This window comes from Staphylococcus sp. 2S1 (assembly GCF_046721335.1).
Taxonomy (GTDB): domain Bacteria; phylum Bacillota; class Bacilli; order Staphylococcales; family Staphylococcaceae; genus Staphylococcus; species Staphylococcus equorum_A.
In genome coordinates this window covers 1,507,275-1,524,514 of sequence record NZ_JBEUUJ010000003.1, presented here as the reverse complement: position 1 = coordinate 1,524,514, position 17,240 = coordinate 1,507,275, and the positions used below count along the sequence as shown (strand labels likewise).

24 protein-coding genes and 1 pseudogene are annotated in these 17,240 nt (G+C 28.8%); 9 read left to right on the top strand and 16 right to left on the bottom strand.

Annotated features, from left to right (window positions below; translation table 11 throughout):
* The first annotated feature begins 159 nt into the window (after positions 1 to 159).
* Positions 160 to 432, top strand: a complete 273-nt coding sequence (locus ABLV90_RS08120; RefSeq protein WP_057512797.1) for a hypothetical protein — start codon at positions 160 to 162, stop codon at positions 430 to 432.
* A gap of 289 nt (positions 433 to 721) precedes the next feature.
* Here the strand turns inward: ABLV90_RS08120 and ABLV90_RS08115 are convergent.
* Positions 722 to 1,481, bottom strand: a pseudogene (locus tag ABLV90_RS08115) (GolD/DthD family dehydrogenase).
* A gap of 186 nt (positions 1,482 to 1,667) precedes the next feature.
* Positions 1,668 to 1,868, bottom strand: coding sequence for a cold-shock protein (locus tag ABLV90_RS08110; protein ID WP_460872470.1), 201 nt, complete (start codon positions 1,866 to 1,868; stop codon positions 1,668 to 1,670).
* A gap of 543 nt (positions 1,869 to 2,411) precedes the next feature.
* Here ABLV90_RS08110 and ABLV90_RS08105 point away from each other — a divergent pair.
* Together ABLV90_RS08105 and ABLV90_RS08100 are read left to right on the top strand one after the other, a co-directional pair.
* Positions 2,412 to 2,639 carry a hypothetical protein gene (locus ABLV90_RS08105; protein ID WP_460872469.1) on the top strand — a complete coding sequence of 76 codons (228 nt, stop codon included), beginning with the start codon at positions 2,412 to 2,414 and terminating at the stop codon, positions 2,637 to 2,639.
* Between the two features lie 146 nt (positions 2,640 to 2,785).
* Positions 2,786 to 3,259, top strand: coding sequence for a DUF1648 domain-containing protein (locus ABLV90_RS08100; RefSeq protein ID WP_427705182.1), 474 nt, complete (start codon positions 2,786 to 2,788; stop codon positions 3,257 to 3,259).
* Positions 3,260 to 3,328: 69 nt separating this feature from the next.
* On the opposite strand, the gene ABLV90_RS08095 is transcribed toward ABLV90_RS08100, so the two are convergent.
* The 6 genes from ABLV90_RS08095 to ABLV90_RS08070 form a co-directional block, all read right to left on the bottom strand.
* On the bottom strand, positions 3,329 to 3,733 hold the full coding sequence (locus tag ABLV90_RS08095) for a hypothetical protein (protein ID WP_460872468.1): 405 nt from the start codon (positions 3,731 to 3,733) through the stop codon (positions 3,329 to 3,331).
* Between the two features lie 132 nt (positions 3,734 to 3,865).
* Positions 3,866 to 4,750 (bottom strand): PhzF family phenazine biosynthesis protein, encoded by an 885-nt coding sequence (locus tag ABLV90_RS08090; RefSeq protein ID WP_427707614.1) that lies wholly within the window; start codon positions 4,748 to 4,750, stop codon positions 3,866 to 3,868.
* Between the two features lie 191 nt (positions 4,751 to 4,941).
* Positions 4,942 to 5,133 (bottom strand): hypothetical protein, encoded by a 192-nt coding sequence (locus ABLV90_RS08085; protein ID WP_427707611.1) that lies wholly within the window; start codon positions 5,131 to 5,133, stop codon positions 4,942 to 4,944.
* A 565-nt stretch (positions 5,134 to 5,698) separates the two neighbouring features.
* Positions 5,699 to 5,914 (bottom strand): hypothetical protein, encoded by a 216-nt coding sequence (locus ABLV90_RS08080; protein WP_069833360.1) that lies wholly within the window; start codon positions 5,912 to 5,914, stop codon positions 5,699 to 5,701.
* A 170-nt stretch (positions 5,915 to 6,084) separates the two neighbouring features.
* Entirely contained in the window at positions 6,085 to 6,549 is a 465-nt protein-coding gene (locus ABLV90_RS08075; protein ID WP_460872467.1) for a CHAP domain-containing protein, read from the bottom strand.
* 469 nt (positions 6,550 to 7,018) lie between these two features.
* Complete coding sequence (locus ABLV90_RS08070) at positions 7,019 to 7,537, bottom strand: DNA topology modulation protein (protein WP_427705189.1); 519 nt, start codon at positions 7,535 to 7,537, stop codon at positions 7,019 to 7,021.
* A 290-nt stretch (positions 7,538 to 7,827) separates the two neighbouring features.
* Between ABLV90_RS08070 and ABLV90_RS08065 the strand changes: the two genes are divergently transcribed.
* The 3 genes from ABLV90_RS08065 to ABLV90_RS08055 all read left to right on the top strand — a co-directional run bounded on the left by ABLV90_RS08065 (position 7,828) and on the right by ABLV90_RS08055 (position 9,889).
* Positions 7,828 to 8,433: a hypothetical protein gene (locus tag ABLV90_RS08065; RefSeq protein ID WP_460872466.1), complete on the top strand. Its 606-nt coding sequence runs from the start codon at positions 7,828 to 7,830 to the stop codon at positions 8,431 to 8,433.
* A gap of 80 nt (positions 8,434 to 8,513) precedes the next feature.
* Positions 8,514 to 9,068, top strand: a complete 555-nt coding sequence (locus ABLV90_RS08060; RefSeq protein ID WP_427705194.1) for an Ltp family lipoprotein — start codon at positions 8,514 to 8,516, stop codon at positions 9,066 to 9,068.
* A 509-nt stretch (positions 9,069 to 9,577) separates the two neighbouring features.
* Complete coding sequence (locus ABLV90_RS08055; RefSeq protein ID WP_460872465.1) at positions 9,578 to 9,889, top strand: hypothetical protein; 312 nt, start codon at positions 9,578 to 9,580, stop codon at positions 9,887 to 9,889.
* 165 nt (positions 9,890 to 10,054) lie between these two features.
* On the opposite strand, the gene ABLV90_RS08050 is transcribed toward ABLV90_RS08055, so the two are convergent.
* From ABLV90_RS08050 to ABLV90_RS08040, 3 genes are all read right to left on the bottom strand, one after another.
* Positions 10,055 to 10,798 carry a CPBP family intramembrane glutamic endopeptidase gene (locus tag ABLV90_RS08050; protein WP_427707610.1) on the bottom strand — a complete coding sequence of 248 codons (744 nt, stop codon included), beginning with the start codon at positions 10,796 to 10,798 and terminating at the stop codon, positions 10,055 to 10,057.
* Positions 10,799 to 10,820: 22 nt separating this feature from the next.
* Positions 10,821 to 11,846, bottom strand: coding sequence for a DUF418 domain-containing protein (locus ABLV90_RS08045; RefSeq protein ID WP_460872464.1), 1,026 nt, complete (start codon positions 11,844 to 11,846; stop codon positions 10,821 to 10,823).
* 304 nt (positions 11,847 to 12,150) lie between these two features.
* Positions 12,151 to 12,372 carry a hypothetical protein gene (locus ABLV90_RS08040; RefSeq protein ID WP_021339885.1) on the bottom strand — a complete coding sequence of 74 codons (222 nt, stop codon included), beginning with the start codon at positions 12,370 to 12,372 and terminating at the stop codon, positions 12,151 to 12,153.
* Between the two features lie 283 nt (positions 12,373 to 12,655).
* On the opposite strand from ABLV90_RS08040, the gene ABLV90_RS08035 reads away from it, so the two are divergent.
* Positions 12,656 to 13,219: a hypothetical protein gene (locus tag ABLV90_RS08035; RefSeq protein ID WP_460872463.1), complete on the top strand. Its 564-nt coding sequence runs from the start codon at positions 12,656 to 12,658 to the stop codon at positions 13,217 to 13,219.
* A 23-nt stretch (positions 13,220 to 13,242) separates the two neighbouring features.
* Positions 13,243 to 13,650 carry a hypothetical protein gene (locus tag ABLV90_RS08030; protein WP_460872462.1) on the top strand — a complete coding sequence of 136 codons (408 nt, stop codon included), beginning with the start codon at positions 13,243 to 13,245 and terminating at the stop codon, positions 13,648 to 13,650.
* Between the two features lie 246 nt (positions 13,651 to 13,896).
* On the opposite strand, the gene ABLV90_RS08025 is transcribed toward ABLV90_RS08030, so the two are convergent.
* The 5 genes from ABLV90_RS08025 to ABLV90_RS08005 form a co-directional block, all read right to left on the bottom strand.
* The gene (locus ABLV90_RS08025) at positions 13,897 to 14,115 is read right to left on the bottom strand and encodes a hypothetical protein (protein ID WP_427705207.1); all 219 of its coding nucleotides are present in this window, start codon (positions 14,113 to 14,115) and stop codon (positions 13,897 to 13,899) included.
* A gap of 452 nt (positions 14,116 to 14,567) precedes the next feature.
* Positions 14,568 to 14,723 (bottom strand): hypothetical protein, encoded by a 156-nt coding sequence (locus ABLV90_RS08020; protein ID WP_460872461.1) that lies wholly within the window; start codon positions 14,721 to 14,723, stop codon positions 14,568 to 14,570.
* Positions 14,677 to 15,393: a hypothetical protein gene (locus tag ABLV90_RS08015; RefSeq protein WP_460872460.1), complete on the bottom strand. Its 717-nt coding sequence runs from the start codon at positions 15,391 to 15,393 to the stop codon at positions 14,677 to 14,679. The genes ABLV90_RS08020 and ABLV90_RS08015 overlap by 47 nt, the downstream gene beginning before the upstream one ends.
* A 147-nt stretch (positions 15,394 to 15,540) precedes the next feature.
* Positions 15,541 to 15,960, bottom strand: a complete 420-nt coding sequence (gene fosB / locus ABLV90_RS08010) for a FosB/FosD family fosfomycin resistance bacillithiol transferase (protein WP_427705212.1) — start codon at positions 15,958 to 15,960, stop codon at positions 15,541 to 15,543.
* A 25-nt stretch (positions 15,961 to 15,985) separates the two neighbouring features.
* Positions 15,986 to 16,387, bottom strand: coding sequence for a GNAT family N-acetyltransferase (locus ABLV90_RS08005; RefSeq protein ID WP_460872459.1), 402 nt, complete (start codon positions 16,385 to 16,387; stop codon positions 15,986 to 15,988).
* A gap of 171 nt (positions 16,388 to 16,558) precedes the next feature.
* Here ABLV90_RS08005 and ABLV90_RS08000 point away from each other — a divergent pair, with 171 nt between their 5' ends.
* Positions 16,559 to 17,218 carry an HAD family hydrolase gene (locus ABLV90_RS08000; protein ID WP_460872458.1) on the top strand — a complete coding sequence of 220 codons (660 nt, stop codon included), beginning with the start codon at positions 16,559 to 16,561 and terminating at the stop codon, positions 17,216 to 17,218.
* Positions 17,219 to 17,240 lie beyond the last annotated feature (22 nt).

Here is a 17,240-nt window from a genome sequence, read left to right as displayed (position 1 = left end):
AAATTACCTCTAAAATGAATTAAGCTTGAGTAAATAAAATGCTAAATTAAATGCTTTGTATATTTTTCTTAAATAATCGCTCTAAATTCGTCTAATATCAACCTTTGTCCAACTTTTAATTCACAGTTAATGATATGCTTATACAGGAGGCTGATATTAATGTCAAAATATATATTGTCGTATAATTTGAATTCTATTTCGTATGGTTATGAAAAATTACCTGCTAAATTAAATGCCTTAGGTAATGCTTTGTATATTTATAGAGGATTATGGCTTTTAAAAAGTGATCTAGATAGAAATGAAATATACGAAAGTATTAAAAATTCCTTTAATTCAAACGATGATTTTTTAATATTTAAATTCGAAGAAAGTCCATTAGGTATGTTGAGCGAACAAAAATACGATGAAATCTTACAAATACTTAATGACTAAACACATCCCAAATTACTGATGTGTTTTTTATTTACATAAATTTCATGTAATAATTATTGCTAGTAAATCATATTAATACGATTTTAAAGTGCATGCTTGCCTGGGATATGGCTCGAGCCTGTAGTCTTTCGCTCATATTATTCCCCTAGGCGTCAGCACTTTATAAAATCGCTACTATCCCAGTTATATACACAAAATAAGTAAATCCTATAAATATTAATTTATAGGATTTACTTATTATTATTCATTAATTATAAAATATCTTCATCTAAATATTTATTAACATCACTTATTTAATCGTATTACCACCATCTAATACAATGGTTTCTCCGGTCATAAAATTGGTCGCGTCACTTGCTAAAAATAAAGCGATTGCTCGCTACTTCCTCAGGTTCACCAAATCTTCCTAAAGGGATACCAGCTAAAGCGTCTTCTCTTGCCTTGCCTACCCATGCTTTATCAGACAATTCTGTTGCAACAATTGTTGGCGCAATAGCGTTAACGTTAATATTAAATTTTGCCCACTCAAATGCCAAGCTCTTAGTTAAATTAACAATTCCAGCTTTTGTTACTCCATAAGCAGTATGTTTATCTAATGCTATTAAAGCATTTTGGCTTGCCATATTAATAATTTTTCCACCTTCACCTTGTTCAATAAATACATTTCCAACTTTTTGAGCCATTTTGAATGAGGCAGTTAAATTTAAATCAATTTGTTTTTGCCAAATCTCGCTAGACATTGTTTCCGCTTTATCTAAAAGCGCAACACCTGCAGAATTTACCAATATATCAATACGGCCAAAAGTCTGCTTTGTTAAATCAATCGCATTATCTATATCTTGTTCATTTGTTATATCACATTGAATACCTAGAATGTGATCACCTTTCAATTCATTTACACTATCTTTTATATCTAATACTGCAACTTTAGCCCCTTTTTGTATGTAAAAATCGGAAATTGCTTTACCTATACCACTGTTACCCCCAGTAATAATAGCTACTTTATCTGTAATATTAAAATCTTTATCAAATCCTTTATAATTTTGCATAATATCCGCTCCTTTTACTATATATTAAGTATACTAGTTAAATTAAGCGCTTACAAAATAATCCTCTTATACTTTTCTAAATATTTATTATAATTTATTGTTATTAATTCTTTTAACTTTTAATTTTAAACGCAAAAAAACACCCACCCCGTAGGGTGAGTGTTAAAGATAATTTAATATTTTAAATTATGCTTTGTTAACGTTAGCGACTTGTTTACCACGGTCGCCATCAACGATGTCGAATTCAACTGTTTCGCCTTCTTCTAATGATTTGTAACCTTCAGAATTGATAGCTGAGAAATGTACGAATACGTCGTCGTTATTTTCTACTTCGATGAAACCGAAACCTTTATCTGCATTGAACCATTTTACTGTACCTTTATTCATATGAAAACCTCCGTGTGCTTTAGCACATATATTTGTAACTTGTTATTAAAAAATCCAAAGGAGTAAAATTCAATGAATAAGACTACTTTTAAAATTTCCGAATTAAAAATTACTTGAGTACAAATATACTATGGATATAACGCTTTGTCAACATCTTCTATAAAAGTTTGTATTTCTACATTTTAATTAAACTATCAGGTTTTTGTAAATATAAAATTAAATTAGCTTTTATTACCTTTTTTACAACAAAATAACTTTATATGTAGTACAATTAGATATAATTAGTTATACATCGTTCAAAACAATTAAAAAGTCACAAAAAATTACGAACGCCTTCATTGTATAATAAATATAAATTCAATTTCCGAGGAGAAATTTATGCAAATTATTAATTATAATATCAATCTTGACCACGTCACTTACACTGTTGAAACTAAAAATGGTCATGTATTCACTCACAGTTTACCGAAAGATACTACTTCAAATAATATATATCGCTATTTAGAAATTTTATCAAGTAACGTAGATGGAGCTAACTCATAAATGGGCATATTAATCACTATTACTTTCATAATTAGTTTAATTCTATTGATCATTAGTTTATTTTCATTTTATGAATTTAATAATGAGCGCAAAGTCATCGACGAAAAAAACTTAGACAATAATCATGAGCTAGGTATTCAAAAGCAATCTAGAAAACTAGTATTTTTTGGTGCTATCTTATTTATTTTATCAGCCGTGTTTTTTGCACTTTCTATAATTTTATTATAAAATATAAATTAACAATAAACATTCCAAGCATTTATTTTAGAACATAAACACACCATTTGTTATAAAAGCATTTGGTTCTTTTTTATGAGCAATTTCTTTATAATGCGACGTTAATAGCGAATATTCCAATTTTGAAAGGACACATCATGATCAATAAAACCTTGAATTTCACTGGTTTAATTTTCATTATTTTACTTTTTTTATATACTTCTATTAATTACAATAGTTTGCCAGAGAGAGTACCTGTGCACTTTGATTTATATAGTAACCCAGATGCGTGGGGATACAAAAAAGAAATATTCATTCTTCCAATAATAATTTTAGCTTTATGGGTTTTCATGTATCTCTTATTTAAGTATTACGTAAAATTCGAAAATTTTAGATCCAGTTTTGAGAATAAAACAATATCCAAAGACGCTATAAATTTCAATAGAAGATTCATTACTATACTAAATTTCGAGTTATCCACGCTTCTATCTTTCATGGGTATTAAAGACGTATATAACGCTACTGGCGGAAATATTGATATAGGTATATTTCAATTTGTCATCATTTTAGTAGTCATTTTTTCTACAATTATTTTGTACCTCTACATGTGCTATAAACACAAATATTTCTAAAGTTTACTACTTATAGTAGAACACCACTTAAAAGAGTCATTCCTCGCCCTTTAAGTGGTGTTTATATTATTATATAAAATCTTTCTGAAATGCTATGAGGCATTGTTTTACAAAAATACAGTCTTTATCTTTAAAATAGATGGTCGCTTCATATTGGATAGGCAAATTATTTTTTAACGTTTTAACATTTTCTTTCATTAAATTTGTCTTGCCTCCATTAATCCTAATATCATCATTCAAACAATCTGGTGCTGTGAGGACACTTCGACCTATATCCCACGCACTAAGTAAATTATAGAATGATTCTGTATCTAAACTTTCTAGAAAATTTAGCCCTTCACTTTTCGTTTCAGGGTTTTTAATAAACAGTGCAATTATTTTATCTACGCTGTTTCTTCGTTTATCACCATTACTTGTTGCGGAAGCTTTCGAGAGTATTACTTTATAGGCGTTTATGACATTATTTAAATCCATAGCTATCAAACCTCTCTACATATCTCATTTAAATTAACTTTACTATATCCATATAGCAAATACAAAAGTATCCATTCACTATTTTTATAAAGTATAAATTTCTGCGCATACTTTTAAAAAAACGCTTAATCCCTAAAATGATATATCAATTTCTCCTACATAAACTGCATTGCCAGTTATTTCGATTTCGTTATTTTCTGCAACATTCACTATCATTTGGCCATCCTTCTTCATTTCTTGTCCTTGCTCTACAATAAGTTTCATAGAAGTATGATCCTCTTTTTTTATATACTTGGCAAAATACGCCCCCATGACACCTGAAGCAGTGCCAGTCACCGGATCTTCTATTGTTCGTGAAAAAGTTGAAGAAAAATGGCGGCCATGCATATCCGCTTCTTCATGATAACTTTCAAGGCAAAATGGATGTATAGATGCGTTTGGTATTTCATTTAAAATTGAAGAAAATACCTTATTATTTGGTTCCATTTTATTAAAAATATCAAGTGACTTTATAGGTATTAAAAGTGTCCATGCCCCAGTGCTACCGTACATTATGGGTAGCTCATCATCAAAATCCACTTCTTCAATGCCTATTGCCTTTGCTAAATCATATCGGGATCCTTCAAATTTTTCAAATTGTGGTAATGCTTGTTTCATTGTTATAAGTATTTCATTTTGCTCATTCGTTGTAATACGTATCGATAAGACCCCTACATTTGTTTCAATAGTTAGTTCTGTTTTATTTTCTAACCATCCGTTTGTCTTTAACGCATAAATTGTTGCCATTGTTGCGTGTCCACAAAGCTCCATCTCTTGTTTTGGTGAAAAATAGCGTATTCTAAAGTCTGCTTTATCAGATGCTATTGGAAAAGCTGTTTCATTAAAGCCTACTTTAAAAGCAACGTCTTGCATCTCCGTTTCTGTTAAGGTGTCTCCATTTATAACAACACCAGCAGGATTACCTTTATTGGGCTTTTTACTAAAAGCATCATAGTGATACACTTTTATCGATTTCATCTATAATCCTCCACTTTTTCTATAACTTAATAGTTTTTATAAGCGTATCATGTATCCAAAAAACTGAAAATCAGAAAATGAAAAAACACTAGGTATTTATGGCTACCTAGCGTTTAACTTTATATCTATATTAATATTGCTTAAAGCAATGTATTTTAAATCATTTTTAGATATTAATAGCATTAACCACATTAAAAGAATGGAATTATTTTACTCGCTTTCATAATATCTTTTGTAAAAAAGAATTGCCTACCTTCTCCAGTATATGCGGGGTTCAGTATCATGTTCGCTTTAGCGCTATATAACCATTCAGGATTAATGCCAGAATTTAGTATTTCTTGGAATTCTTGAAAATCTTTTTTCCAATTTAAATTTGGCTCCATATTTATCACCTCAAAGATATAATAGAACACTTGTTCTTGTTTGTAAACAAAAAAGAAGCCACTGTTACAACAGTTAACTTCTCCCTTATCACACTTAGATCCCAAGAACATAAATAGAGTATCAAGTTCAAACGTAGATACATGAAACCAAGTAAAATTTGTTTGATTCACTGGATTACGCTCTATTTATGTTCTTATCAATCTATTTAGTCTCCCTATTATGTCTTTTTTCATACAAGAAAGAAATGAAACTTCCAAAAAAACCTAATAGTGACATAATCACACTACCAAGCAGTTGATCTTTCCCTGTGCCTATAAGCATTAATAAGAAGATTAAAATCCCAATCAAGATGCTCATCCCAAGAGCCTTAACATATACCAACATTTAGAATACCTCACTAAATCCCCAAAATACCATACTAAACCATTCTATTATTTATATTTAGTATCGTAAACCACCTTTTTACACTTTTTAGATATAAAAATAAGGCTAACGCAACAGTCGCGCCCGCCTTAAATTATAATCTGTTAACTTTTTATTAATTAAATAAGCATGAGTAATTGATTAAGTGCTATATGCATCGTCAATCCTTATAGAAGTAATCTTGTCTACATTTACATAACTATCACAATCTTTTAGATAAAAGTAATTATGCTTATGAATGCCTTTTTCAAATCTTTTAAGTGCTAATGCCTTATCAATTTTCCATATATTCTCTACATACTCACGGTAAACATTGCCATCGCTACATTCTATTATGAATACATATACTTCACTCATGTGTGGTCACCCTAATTAATATTTTATGATTCTCATACGTTAACTCTATTATCCACCTAATCAGTTATGGTTGCAACACAATGTGCGGCTATTTATTTATCAAGACCCTCTTTTCCACAATTTTGATTTACCATTCCAATAGTAAACAAACATATAAGTCATGAAGTAATTTATTGAGCATAATGAGGTCTTATAAACCACATTTCAGTTTCATAATCATGTACTACTCTGTGAGCTACTTCTGTTTTTTCAGCGCCACCGCCGTCCCAATTTTGATCTAATGATTCAAATTTATCACTAGCGCCATTATAATTACCTTCCGTAACGATTGCTGTGTGACCTGCACCACTGCCAAATTCATCATTGAATACAACGATATCTCCAGCTTGTGCTTGGAAGCCCTCATGATTTTTATATACCGTGGCTTCACCCTCAAAGTTATTTTTAGTTGGAATTTCTTTTGCATAGTCACCTTCTAATCCATGACCATACAAATAATCCCATTGCTCATTCACTAAATCAAAACATTGCCGACCATATTCATCATCATAATCCCATCCCTTACCTTCTAACGTGTTCATATGACTTATAGCTTCCTCTTGAGTTGCAGTCGTCGCGACAGAAGCAGTGTTCAAATGTGTAAGTCCTAATATGCTTAAAACACCTATAATAAAAAATGTAAAAATTTGTATGTAACGTTTAATTATAAATCGTCCCTTCTAAGTGTTATTTTACTGAATAAACTATACAAGCAATATTGTCATTAACTTGTAAGCTAAAGTGTAAAATAATTCAATCTTAGAATAATATATCATATGGTTTTTAATTGCCGATTACACTAATATTAATTCCATTTTAATTTTTTTGGTTAATCTGTAATATTCAAATTAATTTCATTATGAAGTTATCTCGATAGTCAAAAAAAGACCCCTTAATTTAGGCGTCTCAGAGTGTCCGACTTTGTCAGCGTTTTTTGTGTATGCTTTTAGCAATTACAAAAACTGCCTGTAGTCTGCGGCTAATACTTCATCAACTCGTTAGGTATCAGACTAAACCACTGCAATTTCTGTAATAATTTAAAAACAATCCATAGCAATTTTAGATTTAAATGCCGTTCTGTTCCACATTCATTCTAAATTGTTCAATTTCTTTAATACTGGTTAAAACAAATACGTTTTTATCGTTTTTATTTTCCTTAATTTTTTGTAATAAATATGGTTTTCTGTGCTTAGGAAAATTCCAAATATATTTTAAAAAAGTGAGATTGATTCTTTCTTTGCAATCTTTGCCCATATCAATTCTAGTCTTACCAATATTTTTAAACAATCTCTTAAAAACTCTATAAAAACAAATTTTTCTTGGCAAATCTAAAAGTATCACAGTATTTGCGGCATTTAATCTTTCATCTAAGATACCAGTATAACTTCCGTCAATAATCCATTTCTTTTTTTGCAATAATGTTTTTTGAATTACTTTTTGTTCATTAGAACTTGTCATAACCCAATTAGGTTTCCAAAATAATACGTCTAAATGATAAACAGGTATATCTAAAGCACGACCTAGTTGTCTTGATAACGTTGATTTTCCAGAACCCGAAGACCCGATAACCATTATTTTCTCCATATATTTACCACCTATCTATTTAAATGAGTTTCATTCACCATACAATAATTTAATTGCTTTCATTCCTACGCGTTACTCATATTCATTACAGTATGAGTCATGTGGTTTATTGATTAAATCATATGTAAAACGCTCAACTATTTAAATTTAACATTACCACTGATACATAAGTAGTGAAATACAAAAATGAAATTCAACAAATATTATCACTTAAAAAATATTTTAATTATCACAAACTCTTTTATATATAGTACAATCAAGTTAATTAATTATTTTTTGGGGGTCAATAAATGAAAAAAGTCTTATTTTTATTGTTATCAAGCTTTCTAATATTAGGCGCATGTGATAATGAACAGGAAAGTAAACTAGATGATAAAAAAGAAACAAAATCATCAGATAAAGAAAGTAAGAAAGATAAGCAGCCAAATGAAGTAAAGAAATCAGGTGATAAATCTAATGAAGTAGCAACACAAGATACAAGTACTGAGCAACCTACACAATCACAAGAGCAAGTAAAAAAGCAAGAACAGCAAAATACGCAGCAACCTGTGCAATCACAAGAAAAACTTAATACACAAGAACAGCAAAACAATAATTCCCCTGTTCTGTCACAAGAAACAAATAATAATAGAAATCAACCAAATGTACCAGCTGGTGATGCTATGTTTGGAGAATACAAAAATGATGGTACATATTGTACTGTTGGTGGGTGCTTAACTCCACAACAACAAAAAGAACAAGAAGAAGCAAATTATGAAGAAATGGAAAATCAAGGTTATTCTCGAGAAGAATATGACGCTATTCAAAGTAAAGGGGCACAGTTACAACAACAAAAGAATAATGGAGGAATATCTACTGAAGAATTTACAGACCAATATCTCGAGCTATACGATTAAATCTATTTCAAAATATCAAACTGAGTAATTGAATTTCCAACAATTTATAAAAAACAAAATTATAGAAGGAGCAATATATAATGCAAAAAAATAATAATGAACTAACTAACGATGAGTTGTTGGCAAGACAACAACAACAATTTGAAGAGTACAAAGAAAATCAGAAAAAAGGCAAGAAAAAGAAATGGTTCTGGGGATGTGGTGGTTGCTTAGTTTTGCTTATTTTAGTAGTACTTGGTGTCACTGCTTGTACAGCTAGTTTTTCTGGCTCTATAGATAATGGAACTAATAGCACAGAAGAATCTAATAACAATAAAGATAGCAATGCAACACGTCAACAAAAATCAGCTTTAAACAAAGCTAAAACATACTCTGATAGTATGAACATGTCTAAAGCCGGTATATATGATCAACTAACTTCAGAAGCGGGCGAACAATTCCCAGAAGAAGATGCTCAATATGCTATTGATAATTTAGAGGCTAACTATAAGGAAAACGCTTTACAGAAAGCCAAAGATTACGCTGACCAACAAAGTATGTCTAATGATGCAATCTTTGATCAACTTACATCTTCTTATGGTGAAAAATTCACTGAGGAAGAAGCACAATATGCTATTGATAATTTAGAAGAATAATATATTTTTATTTATACCAATATAAAAAAAGGGCTTCGCCATTGTGGTTAAGCCCTTTTGATATGAAGTTAAGAAATTATATATAAATAGCGTCATTAAACCTATTAATTCTCACTAACTGAATAAATTTTGAACACTTAAAACACATATTAATTTCGTTAACTAAATTTTTTTATTCAACCAATCTCTCAGAAACTATATTTCGCCTCAACTTAATAAAACACAGTTATACGTTAAATTAACAAAAGAATTAATCACTGAAAATAATAAATAGAAAGATTTATGTTATTAGAAAATTAACTAAAGAATTGTTTTCACTGGTATACTTAATGTTGATAGCACTATCAACTGACAAATAATATTCTAATAATCAATTAGTCCCAGATACTGAGTTATTCAATAACAATTCAGTTCATTATAAAATAAATGAATCATTCATCAGGTATTTAATTTACCCTATTATTGTTAGAATTATGTAGAACGTTGTTTCTTAAAAGAGGAGAATATTTATGAATTTAAACGAATTTCAAGCACATATAGAAGATAAATTACCAGCGTTAGATAGCTTTTACGACAGAGCTATCAACTTTCAACTAGAAAAGGATAAAAGACGTCCGCCGAAAAAACGTTGGTCAGAGGCAAAAATAGAAAGAGCGACAAATGCGATGTATAAAGATTTGATGAAAGGTATTTATGAAAAAATTAAATCTTTAGTTGAAGAAAGAGAGAAGAAACCGAATGATGTATGGATTGATTATTTAGAAAAATATGAGCTGTACGAACAAATAAACGAATCATTATACGAAATAGAATTTGATTAAAGAATCACAGTTCAACTTACTAGGGAGTGGGACAGAAATCTATTTTTTAACAAGATTTCGTCGTATGAACCAAGCCCCGGCTAAGCTGACTGTAAAATAATTGAGGCTGAGACATGTATTTTGTCTCAGCCTTTTTGCATAATGTTCATTCCCTATTAATTTTATTCAACTTCTTTTATTAAATTTAATGACTGTATATATAAATATTGGAATTAAAATAATAAATTCTAATGTTCCTATAACGAAAATGAGCACTTCAATGTTAGCACTAACTATTTCATTACTTAATATTAGAAAATCCCATAAACAGTGATATATAATAAGTGGTATAAAGCTCTTTAAATTTATTGAGAGACAAGCATACACTATTCCACCTAAAAATACCCCAATCATTTGGTTTATCACTTCACTTATTGATGCTCCGCCAAAAATATTAACTGCGTGAAATAAGGAAAACAATATCGCACTAACTAAAATAGCTGTTACTATTCCACCTTTTTGTAAAAATGTTTGCAACACTATACCTCTAAATACTACTTCTTCACTAACACCAACTAAAAGTGTTGTTACTAATATTAAAGAAACAATCGGTATTTTGCCGGTAAAATCTCCAGTTATAAAAAATGCAACCAATGTAATGATGATCAAAATAATAAAAGGTAAAAACCAAAAAGAAAGCCGCATGTTAAATAATTTTTGTGTTGAGAAAAGCTTTTGATACATAAATATGGAAAGCACACTCATAATAATTTCAAAGTAAATCAATACTTTAACCATTTCAGAATTCTCATAATTATACCCAAAAATATAATGCATTGTTGACATAGCTAATGCCATAATTAACGTAATGATCAATACAAAAAGTAAAGCTTTCTTTCTTTTGTTTTTCATTTTATTCATCTCTCTCATTAGTGTGATTTTCAACTCCAGTCTATTTTTTTATCACGCTAAACCATTTCCAATAAGTTCCCATTCTCCATATATATTCCAATGGTCCATATTTAAAGTATTTCAGCCAAATACTTGTGAATAACAATTGTAAAATATAGATCACAATACAAATCCATAAAGTATCCATATAATCTACTTGATCACTATCCACACATAATATAACCAACCAAATTAATAAAGTTTGTCCTACATAATTTGTAAGCGCCATTCTTCCATATAATTGTAATGGGCTTAAGATTTTACCAAAGATTCGTACTTTTATAATTAATAATAATAGTGAGACATAAAATAATGCTATAAATGGACTAGTAATAATTATTAAATGTTCATACATTTCTTTATTTTGAATATATTTATTAATCAATTCATTGTTCGAAGTATCTTCTAAAAATTTATATGTAGGAAATACATATGACTTGTTTAGCAAAATCCAACTTAATGCAGATATCACTCCAGAAATACTTGCTATTACAATTAACGCTTTAGTCTTAATGTTCTCAAAGATATTAAATTGACCTGTTGCAAGTCCTAATATGAAATATGGTATCGGTAATATTGTTTTACTACCTATATATATACAAATAACTAGCAATATTAAGCCAATGATTAAATTGATATATTTTTTGAAATAAAAACAAGGTATTAAGATTAAACCAATGATTGAATATAATAATAATGCTTCACCTGGTTGAAGCAATTGATGTAATAAACCAAAACACGCTAAGATTACTAATCTTCTTATAAATACGATATTACTATTTAATTGTTTTGCTTGAGCATTGCGAATAAATATATAAAATCCGACACCAAATAAAAATGAAAATATTGTAAAGAATTTACTTTCAACAAAAAAATCAATGAACTTTAAGTAACTAGCCTGATCATAGTTACTGGGTACTCGCAAAGCAAATATTGAAATTATATTAGTAAGAATTATTCCTAGTAAGGCAAAGCCTCTCATATAATCTAATTCTGAAATTCTATTGTATTTTACGCTATCGTTCATATTATCCTCCTAAATTAAATCATTATTTTTAAAGTTGACCTTCATGAAGCCAAAGATAATTTTAACAAAGGCGCGTATTAATACAACTTACATTATTGTCACACTTTATTTTATTAAATTTAAAAACACCTCACTTATGTAGCATCTAGCTTATTTTACTGACGTCACCGTACATTTAAAAACATATATTCTACAATATTAAATCAACACAAACTAAAAAAGGCTAAGCCACATTGGCTAAGCCTTTTAATATATCGTCCGCGGGTATTCATTAAATCATTTTCATACTTGTGTTAGATAACTACTAAAAAGTGACATTACCTTCAAATTTAAGTACAGTTTCTATTTTAACAACATGATTTAAATTAATTACTTTGTTTTTTGGTTTTGTCACAAACAATAAATTTTCGGATGATTTATCAACATCAATTTCCTTAGCTCGTTCTAATTTACCTGTTACCAATAATAAATCTATACTCACAACATTTTCTTCTTTCAATAAATCAGTCACTATATTTATATTCATTTTATAAATCTCCTTTTCAACATTATCTTCATTATACATCAAAATGTAATTTTTTACTTGATAATCAAACTTTATTATTAATTATACAATTTAATTGTTATATAATCGTATGACAATTAATGATTTTCACAGTAATTAAGGGTGCCTAATTGCAACAGAAATTAAAACTACCCCACTACACTTATAAAAATACTTAACTTAATCTTAACAATTTATTTTCACTATTAAATTTTAAGTGTAGTACAATTAAGTTATATAATTATTTTCTAAAGGGAATGTATAAATGAAGAAGATATTGTTTTTAATACTAACAAGCTTTTTAGTATTGGTCGCGTGTGGGAATGACGAAGAAAGTAAGTTAGATGACACAAAAGAAACCAAATCTGAAGATAAAGAAAGTAAAAAAGATGATAAAGAATCTGATGAAGAAAAAGATAAGTCAGATGAAAAACAAAAATCTGACGACAAATCATCTGAAGAAGTAGCGACACAAGATGAAAGTACTGAAGAAGCTCAATCGCAAGAACAAGTAAATACACAAGAGCAACAATCTACACAATCACAACAACAAACACAACAAGCACCTGTTCAGTCACAAGAACAAGCACAACAAACACCTGTGGCTGATGAACAATCGACTGCAAATACAGAAACGAATTCTAATGAATCATCGGAGAATCCATATTTAAATATGCCAAATCAAGAATGGAGAAATAATACAAGTAACGGCTTATCCTCTGGAGAAATGCAAACAAGAAATGAAATACTAAAAGGCAGTTATGAAGGCGAAGATGCTGACCAAATACTAGAAGCAATTAATCATTACGAACAGGAATATGGAAAATAAGCATTATATAGTAGAGATGTAGTATGAAAAAAATCTTGTTTTTATTATTAGCAAGTTTCTTAGTACTAGCTGAATGTGGTAATGAAGAAGAAAGTAAGAAAGATGATAAGGAAAAAGAATCAAACAAAGAAAAATCAGATGATGACTCTAATGAAGGAGTAGCGAAACCAGATAAAAATGCTAATCAACTCCAAGAACAAATTAATACGCGGGAACAGCAAAATACAAAACAATCTGTGCAATCGCAAGAACAACAAAGAAGAGAAATTGATTTAAACAGATTACTAGGTGGCGATTTCACTACTGAAGGCATGTCCAAAGATGCTCAAATTCAAATAGAAGAATTAACTAGACAAAAAGATTTTGAAAGATTACCACAAAAAGAGTACAACGATCAAGTATCTACAATTATGAATAGTGAAATGAATTGATTCAACTTATACTTAATACTCATAGACAAAAAAGGCTTAGCCACAATGGCTAAGCCTTTTGATATGGAGACGGCGGGAGTTCATTATACCGTTTATGTATACATTTAAAAATCGTTATAAGTATTGTCATATCAACGTTTACATTGTCTTACTAAGTTAGTGTAAAATGTTAAAATTGCAAAAACAACATAAATTTGTGCACTCTGAACATTTTCATTCCCGTATGCGTAAGTCTTTTATTTTCTATTAATTTTTAAAATGTAATTCACACGATTTACAATACAACTTATCTTTTGGTTCTTGGCCAAATTCTTTTTTTAAGTATGTAACTAATGTTATGATACCGATAAGAATTAAAAAAGCAGGTATTACACTCAAAGGTGCTTTTGTAATACTACCAGAAAAAAACCAACCTAGTATTGAAATGCCAGTAATAAAATACATGAATAGAAGTAAACATCCCATACAACTTGTTCCCCTAGAATTTATAACAACAGCTCCTGAATTACATCGCGGACATCTGCACCAACCCATTATTAAAAACCACCTTTTATATTTAATTTTATATCACATTTATTCTTTTTACAATATAATTTTTTCAACATTGCAAATTTCAAAATTGAAATCGTCTAGATTTGTAGACAACTGATACTTTAGTTCTCTATATAATTAGACGTCCAATCACCTGCCGTAACGTTTCGTTACATTAGCTTATGACCTCGTGTTTCACGCCCCTATTTTATGACTGAACGAATCATTCACCCTATATCACATCGCTCTTAAGAATTGCTCATAATTATCAAATATTCCACTCTGACATTCACTCTGTGTCTGCATCGAGAAATCAATTTACGTATAGTTTTTCGTTTGATGTTAGTTAGATAATATAGTTATACATTTATAAATTTGAATATTACTTAATTCTTATTTTTCATATTTTTAGCAATATCTATTAAATCTTTTTCTGTGAATCCTTCTTCTATATGTATACCTTCTACTTCAAAGGGATGTTCTGGATAATACCAATTAAATAACTCTGTACCTTTTATAAATGTAGGGCCTTCTACTTGCATAGCGAGGGTAAAATTCATTTAATTTATTTAATAATACTGCTTCTAATCCATCTAAAGTTTTTCTTAAATCATCAGAAGATTTCAAGGCTTTATTAACATATTGAATGATTTTGTCATTATTATTTCTATGATTTTTTACATGTTTTAAAATTTGAATTTCTATAAAATCATTTAAAAAGTATAGCTCATTATATGATCCACCAATTAAAATAGTAGTATCTGTTTCTCCAAAATAAGAATATAGAACAGAAGTGTCTTTTTTTAATATATGAAGTCCTTCTTTTATTTCAAAATGCTTATTTATAAACTTAGCTAATTTAATATTTTCTATTTTACTATTCTTATTTTTCAAACTCTCTAAATCAAGCTTAATTTCATAAAGCATAGCAATAGATTTCATTAATGTTGAATAACTAAGCCTTGTAAATTTATCCACTAATTCTAACAACTCTTTTTTATCATTTAGCTCTTCTATATATTTTTGATTTTCAATTTCCATTTCTTTCTTACTTTTGTCGATATATATTTTATAATTAGTTTCAAAATTTTTAATTCGTTTATCTTCTTCTCTAGTTTTTCTTTTCCATACAAATAACCACATTATATTAATAATCGTTACTATACTACTAATAATTGCTATAACTGTGGCAATGAGTGTTATTAAATTCATAACTCAATCCTCCTAATCAATATATTTTTCTAAAGTTTATCAATTTGATAAATCTCTCAGTCTTGCTCTATGTTACATAGTAAAATGAATAAATGTATGGTTTTATTCATGCAAACCATCTTTTTTAAACTCTTATTTTAATTATAATTATATATAAAATTTCATATGCGGCTTTTCTTCTTTATAATAATCTAACCTATCTTGTAACGTACCTGTATGTAATTCTAACTTGTGGCCGTCTGGATCAGTAAAATATATTGATTGTTTATCTCTTACATCTCTATTACGTCCTTCTAATATATTAACATTGTTATCCTTTAACCATTGATACCATTCTTCAAATTCACTTTCATCAATTGTAAACGCCATATGTGTATATGAGTATTGAATTTCATTTCTAGGTATATCTTTTTCTTCATTCAAAGCTAACCACAGACCACCTAATGTGAAATACGCTGTTTTGCTACTCTCTACTAAAATTTCAGCTTTTAAAATGTCTTTATAGAAAACAATAGACTTACTAATATCTGCTACTGAATAAGTTACGTGGTTTATAGATTGAATCATTAAAAAATCCTTTCATATTATATAATCACTTCAATTTTTTCTCCATACGATAATTTGTAGTTTCGAAACCCATTTTATTATATAAAGATACAGCTCGTTTATTGTGTCCGAATACATGCAAAGCAATGCTTTCTACTCTTTTATTTTTGCAGTATTCTTCTATACATTCCATCGTTTTTGTACCTAAACCTTGCCCTCTATATGTATCTTTAATTTTAATATCATAAATAAAACATTTCTTTTTTTCTTTAACAGCAAATATATGGAGCCATAGGTATCCTATATCCACACTATTATTTATCACAGACAGTAAATATTGATTGCTTGTATTTAACCCCTCAGGCAGTAAATTTTCAAATTCTCTACGCGCTCTTTCAATTGACCCATCCTTCTCCCAATCACCACTTTTAACATGTTCTGCGAGCATATTCAATTATACTTTCCTCATAAAATACTTTGAAAGTTTGCTGATTCATGTTTTCTATGTAAAGACTCATATTTAATTCCCCCTTAATCTAATAAATACTTTGAATTATATGATATCATTGTTTCAATTGATTGAATATTCAAATAATAGAGGTTAGGGCGTATTAAATTTATGATAAAAGGAATTTTATTTGATTTAGATGGAACAATTTTAGATAGACCTTCTTCGTTAAATAAGTTTATGGATTATCAATATGACAAATTCATTAATTACCTAAACCATATTGATAAAAATACTTTCAAAAGTAAATTTATTGAGTTAGATCAAAATGGTTATGTTTGGAAGGATAAAGTTTATACACAATTAATAGATATCTTTAATATTAATCATATAACCGCTGACATTTTACTAGATGACTATATCAACAATTTCAGAAAACATTGTTTACCGTATCCAAATCTAAAAGAATTGTTAGATATACTCGTCTCAAAGAATTACAAAATAGGTATCATCACAAACGGAAAATATCCTTTCCAATACAATAATATTAAAGCATTAAAAATCGAACACTACATGGATGTCATTTTAATTTCTGAAAAGGAAAACATCAAAAAACCTGATCCTCTTATTTTTGAAAAAGCGACTAAAGAATTAGAAGTAGATTTATGTGAGTGTATTTTCATCGGTGATAGTTTTAAAAACGATTATGAAGCATCTAAGTTAGCGGGAATGCATAGTATATACAGATTAAATGGAGAAAATGATATTCATAATGTAACTGATAGTATTCAAAATTTGTATGAACTAACTGGTATTATTAAAAAATTCTAATAAGACCATATAAATTATTCGT

Excerpts from the sequence above, each read along its gene's own strand:
- ABLV90_RS08120 (WP_057512797.1), top strand. The coding sequence starts at position 160 with ATGTCAAAATATATATTGTCGTATAATTTGAATTCTATTTCGTATGGT.
- ABLV90_RS08110 (WP_460872470.1), bottom strand. The coding sequence starts at position 1,868 with ATGAATAAAGGTACAGTAAAATGGTTCAATGCAGATAAAGGTTTCGGT.
- ABLV90_RS08105 (WP_460872469.1), top strand. The coding sequence starts at position 2,412 with ATGGGCATATTAATCACTATTACTTTCATAATTAGTTTAATTCTATTG.
- ABLV90_RS08100 (WP_427705182.1), top strand. The coding sequence starts at position 2,786 with ATGATCAATAAAACCTTGAATTTCACTGGTTTAATTTTCATTATTTTA.
- ABLV90_RS08095 (WP_460872468.1), bottom strand. The coding sequence starts at position 3,733 with ATGGATTTAAATAATGTCATAAACGCCTATAAAGTAATACTCTCGAAA.
- ABLV90_RS08090 (WP_427707614.1), bottom strand. The coding sequence starts at position 4,750 with ATGAAATCGATAAAAGTGTATCACTATGATGCTTTTAGTAAAAAGCCC.
- ABLV90_RS08085 (WP_427707611.1), bottom strand. The coding sequence starts at position 5,133 with ATGGAGCCAAATTTAAATTGGAAAAAAGATTTTCAAGAATTCCAAGAA.
- ABLV90_RS08080 (WP_069833360.1), bottom strand. The coding sequence starts at position 5,914 with ATGAGTGAAGTATATGTATTCATAATAGAATGTAGCGATGGCAATGTT.
- ABLV90_RS08070 (WP_427705189.1), bottom strand. The coding sequence starts at position 7,537 with ATGGAGAAAATAATGGTTATCGGGTCTTCGGGTTCTGGAAAATCAACG.
- ABLV90_RS08065 (WP_460872466.1), top strand. The coding sequence starts at position 7,828 with ATGAAAAAAGTCTTATTTTTATTGTTATCAAGCTTTCTAATATTAGGC.
- ABLV90_RS08060 (WP_427705194.1), top strand. The coding sequence starts at position 8,514 with ATGCAAAAAAATAATAATGAACTAACTAACGATGAGTTGTTGGCAAGA.
- ABLV90_RS08055 (WP_460872465.1), top strand. The coding sequence starts at position 9,578 with ATGAATTTAAACGAATTTCAAGCACATATAGAAGATAAATTACCAGCG.
- ABLV90_RS08050 (WP_427707610.1), bottom strand. The coding sequence starts at position 10,798 with ATGAGAGAGATGAATAAAATGAAAAACAAAAGAAAGAAAGCTTTACTT.
- ABLV90_RS08045 (WP_460872464.1), bottom strand. The coding sequence starts at position 11,846 with ATGAACGATAGCGTAAAATACAATAGAATTTCAGAATTAGATTATATG.
- ABLV90_RS08040 (WP_021339885.1), bottom strand. The coding sequence starts at position 12,372 with ATGAATATAAATATAGTGACTGATTTATTGAAAGAAGAAAATGTTGTG.
- ABLV90_RS08035 (WP_460872463.1), top strand. The coding sequence starts at position 12,656 with ATGAAGAAGATATTGTTTTTAATACTAACAAGCTTTTTAGTATTGGTC.
- ABLV90_RS08030 (WP_460872462.1), top strand. The coding sequence starts at position 13,243 with ATGAAAAAAATCTTGTTTTTATTATTAGCAAGTTTCTTAGTACTAGCT.
- ABLV90_RS08025 (WP_427705207.1), bottom strand. The coding sequence starts at position 14,115 with ATGGGATGTTTACTTCTATTCATGTATTTTATTACTGGCATTTCAATA.
- ABLV90_RS08020 (WP_460872461.1), bottom strand. The coding sequence starts at position 14,723 with ATGCAAGTAGAAGGCCCTACATTTATAAAAGGTACAGAGTTATTTAAT.
- ABLV90_RS08015 (WP_460872460.1), bottom strand. The coding sequence starts at position 15,393 with ATGAATTTAATAACACTCATTGCCACAGTTATAGCAATTATTAGTAGT.
- fosB (WP_427705212.1), bottom strand. The coding sequence starts at position 15,960 with ATGATTCAATCTATAAACCACGTAACTTATTCAGTAGCAGATATTAGT.
- ABLV90_RS08005 (WP_460872459.1), bottom strand. The coding sequence starts at position 16,387 with ATGCTCGCAGAACATGTTAAAAGTGGTGATTGGGAGAAGGATGGGTCA.
- ABLV90_RS08000 (WP_460872458.1), top strand. The coding sequence starts at position 16,559 with ATGATAAAAGGAATTTTATTTGATTTAGATGGAACAATTTTAGATAGA.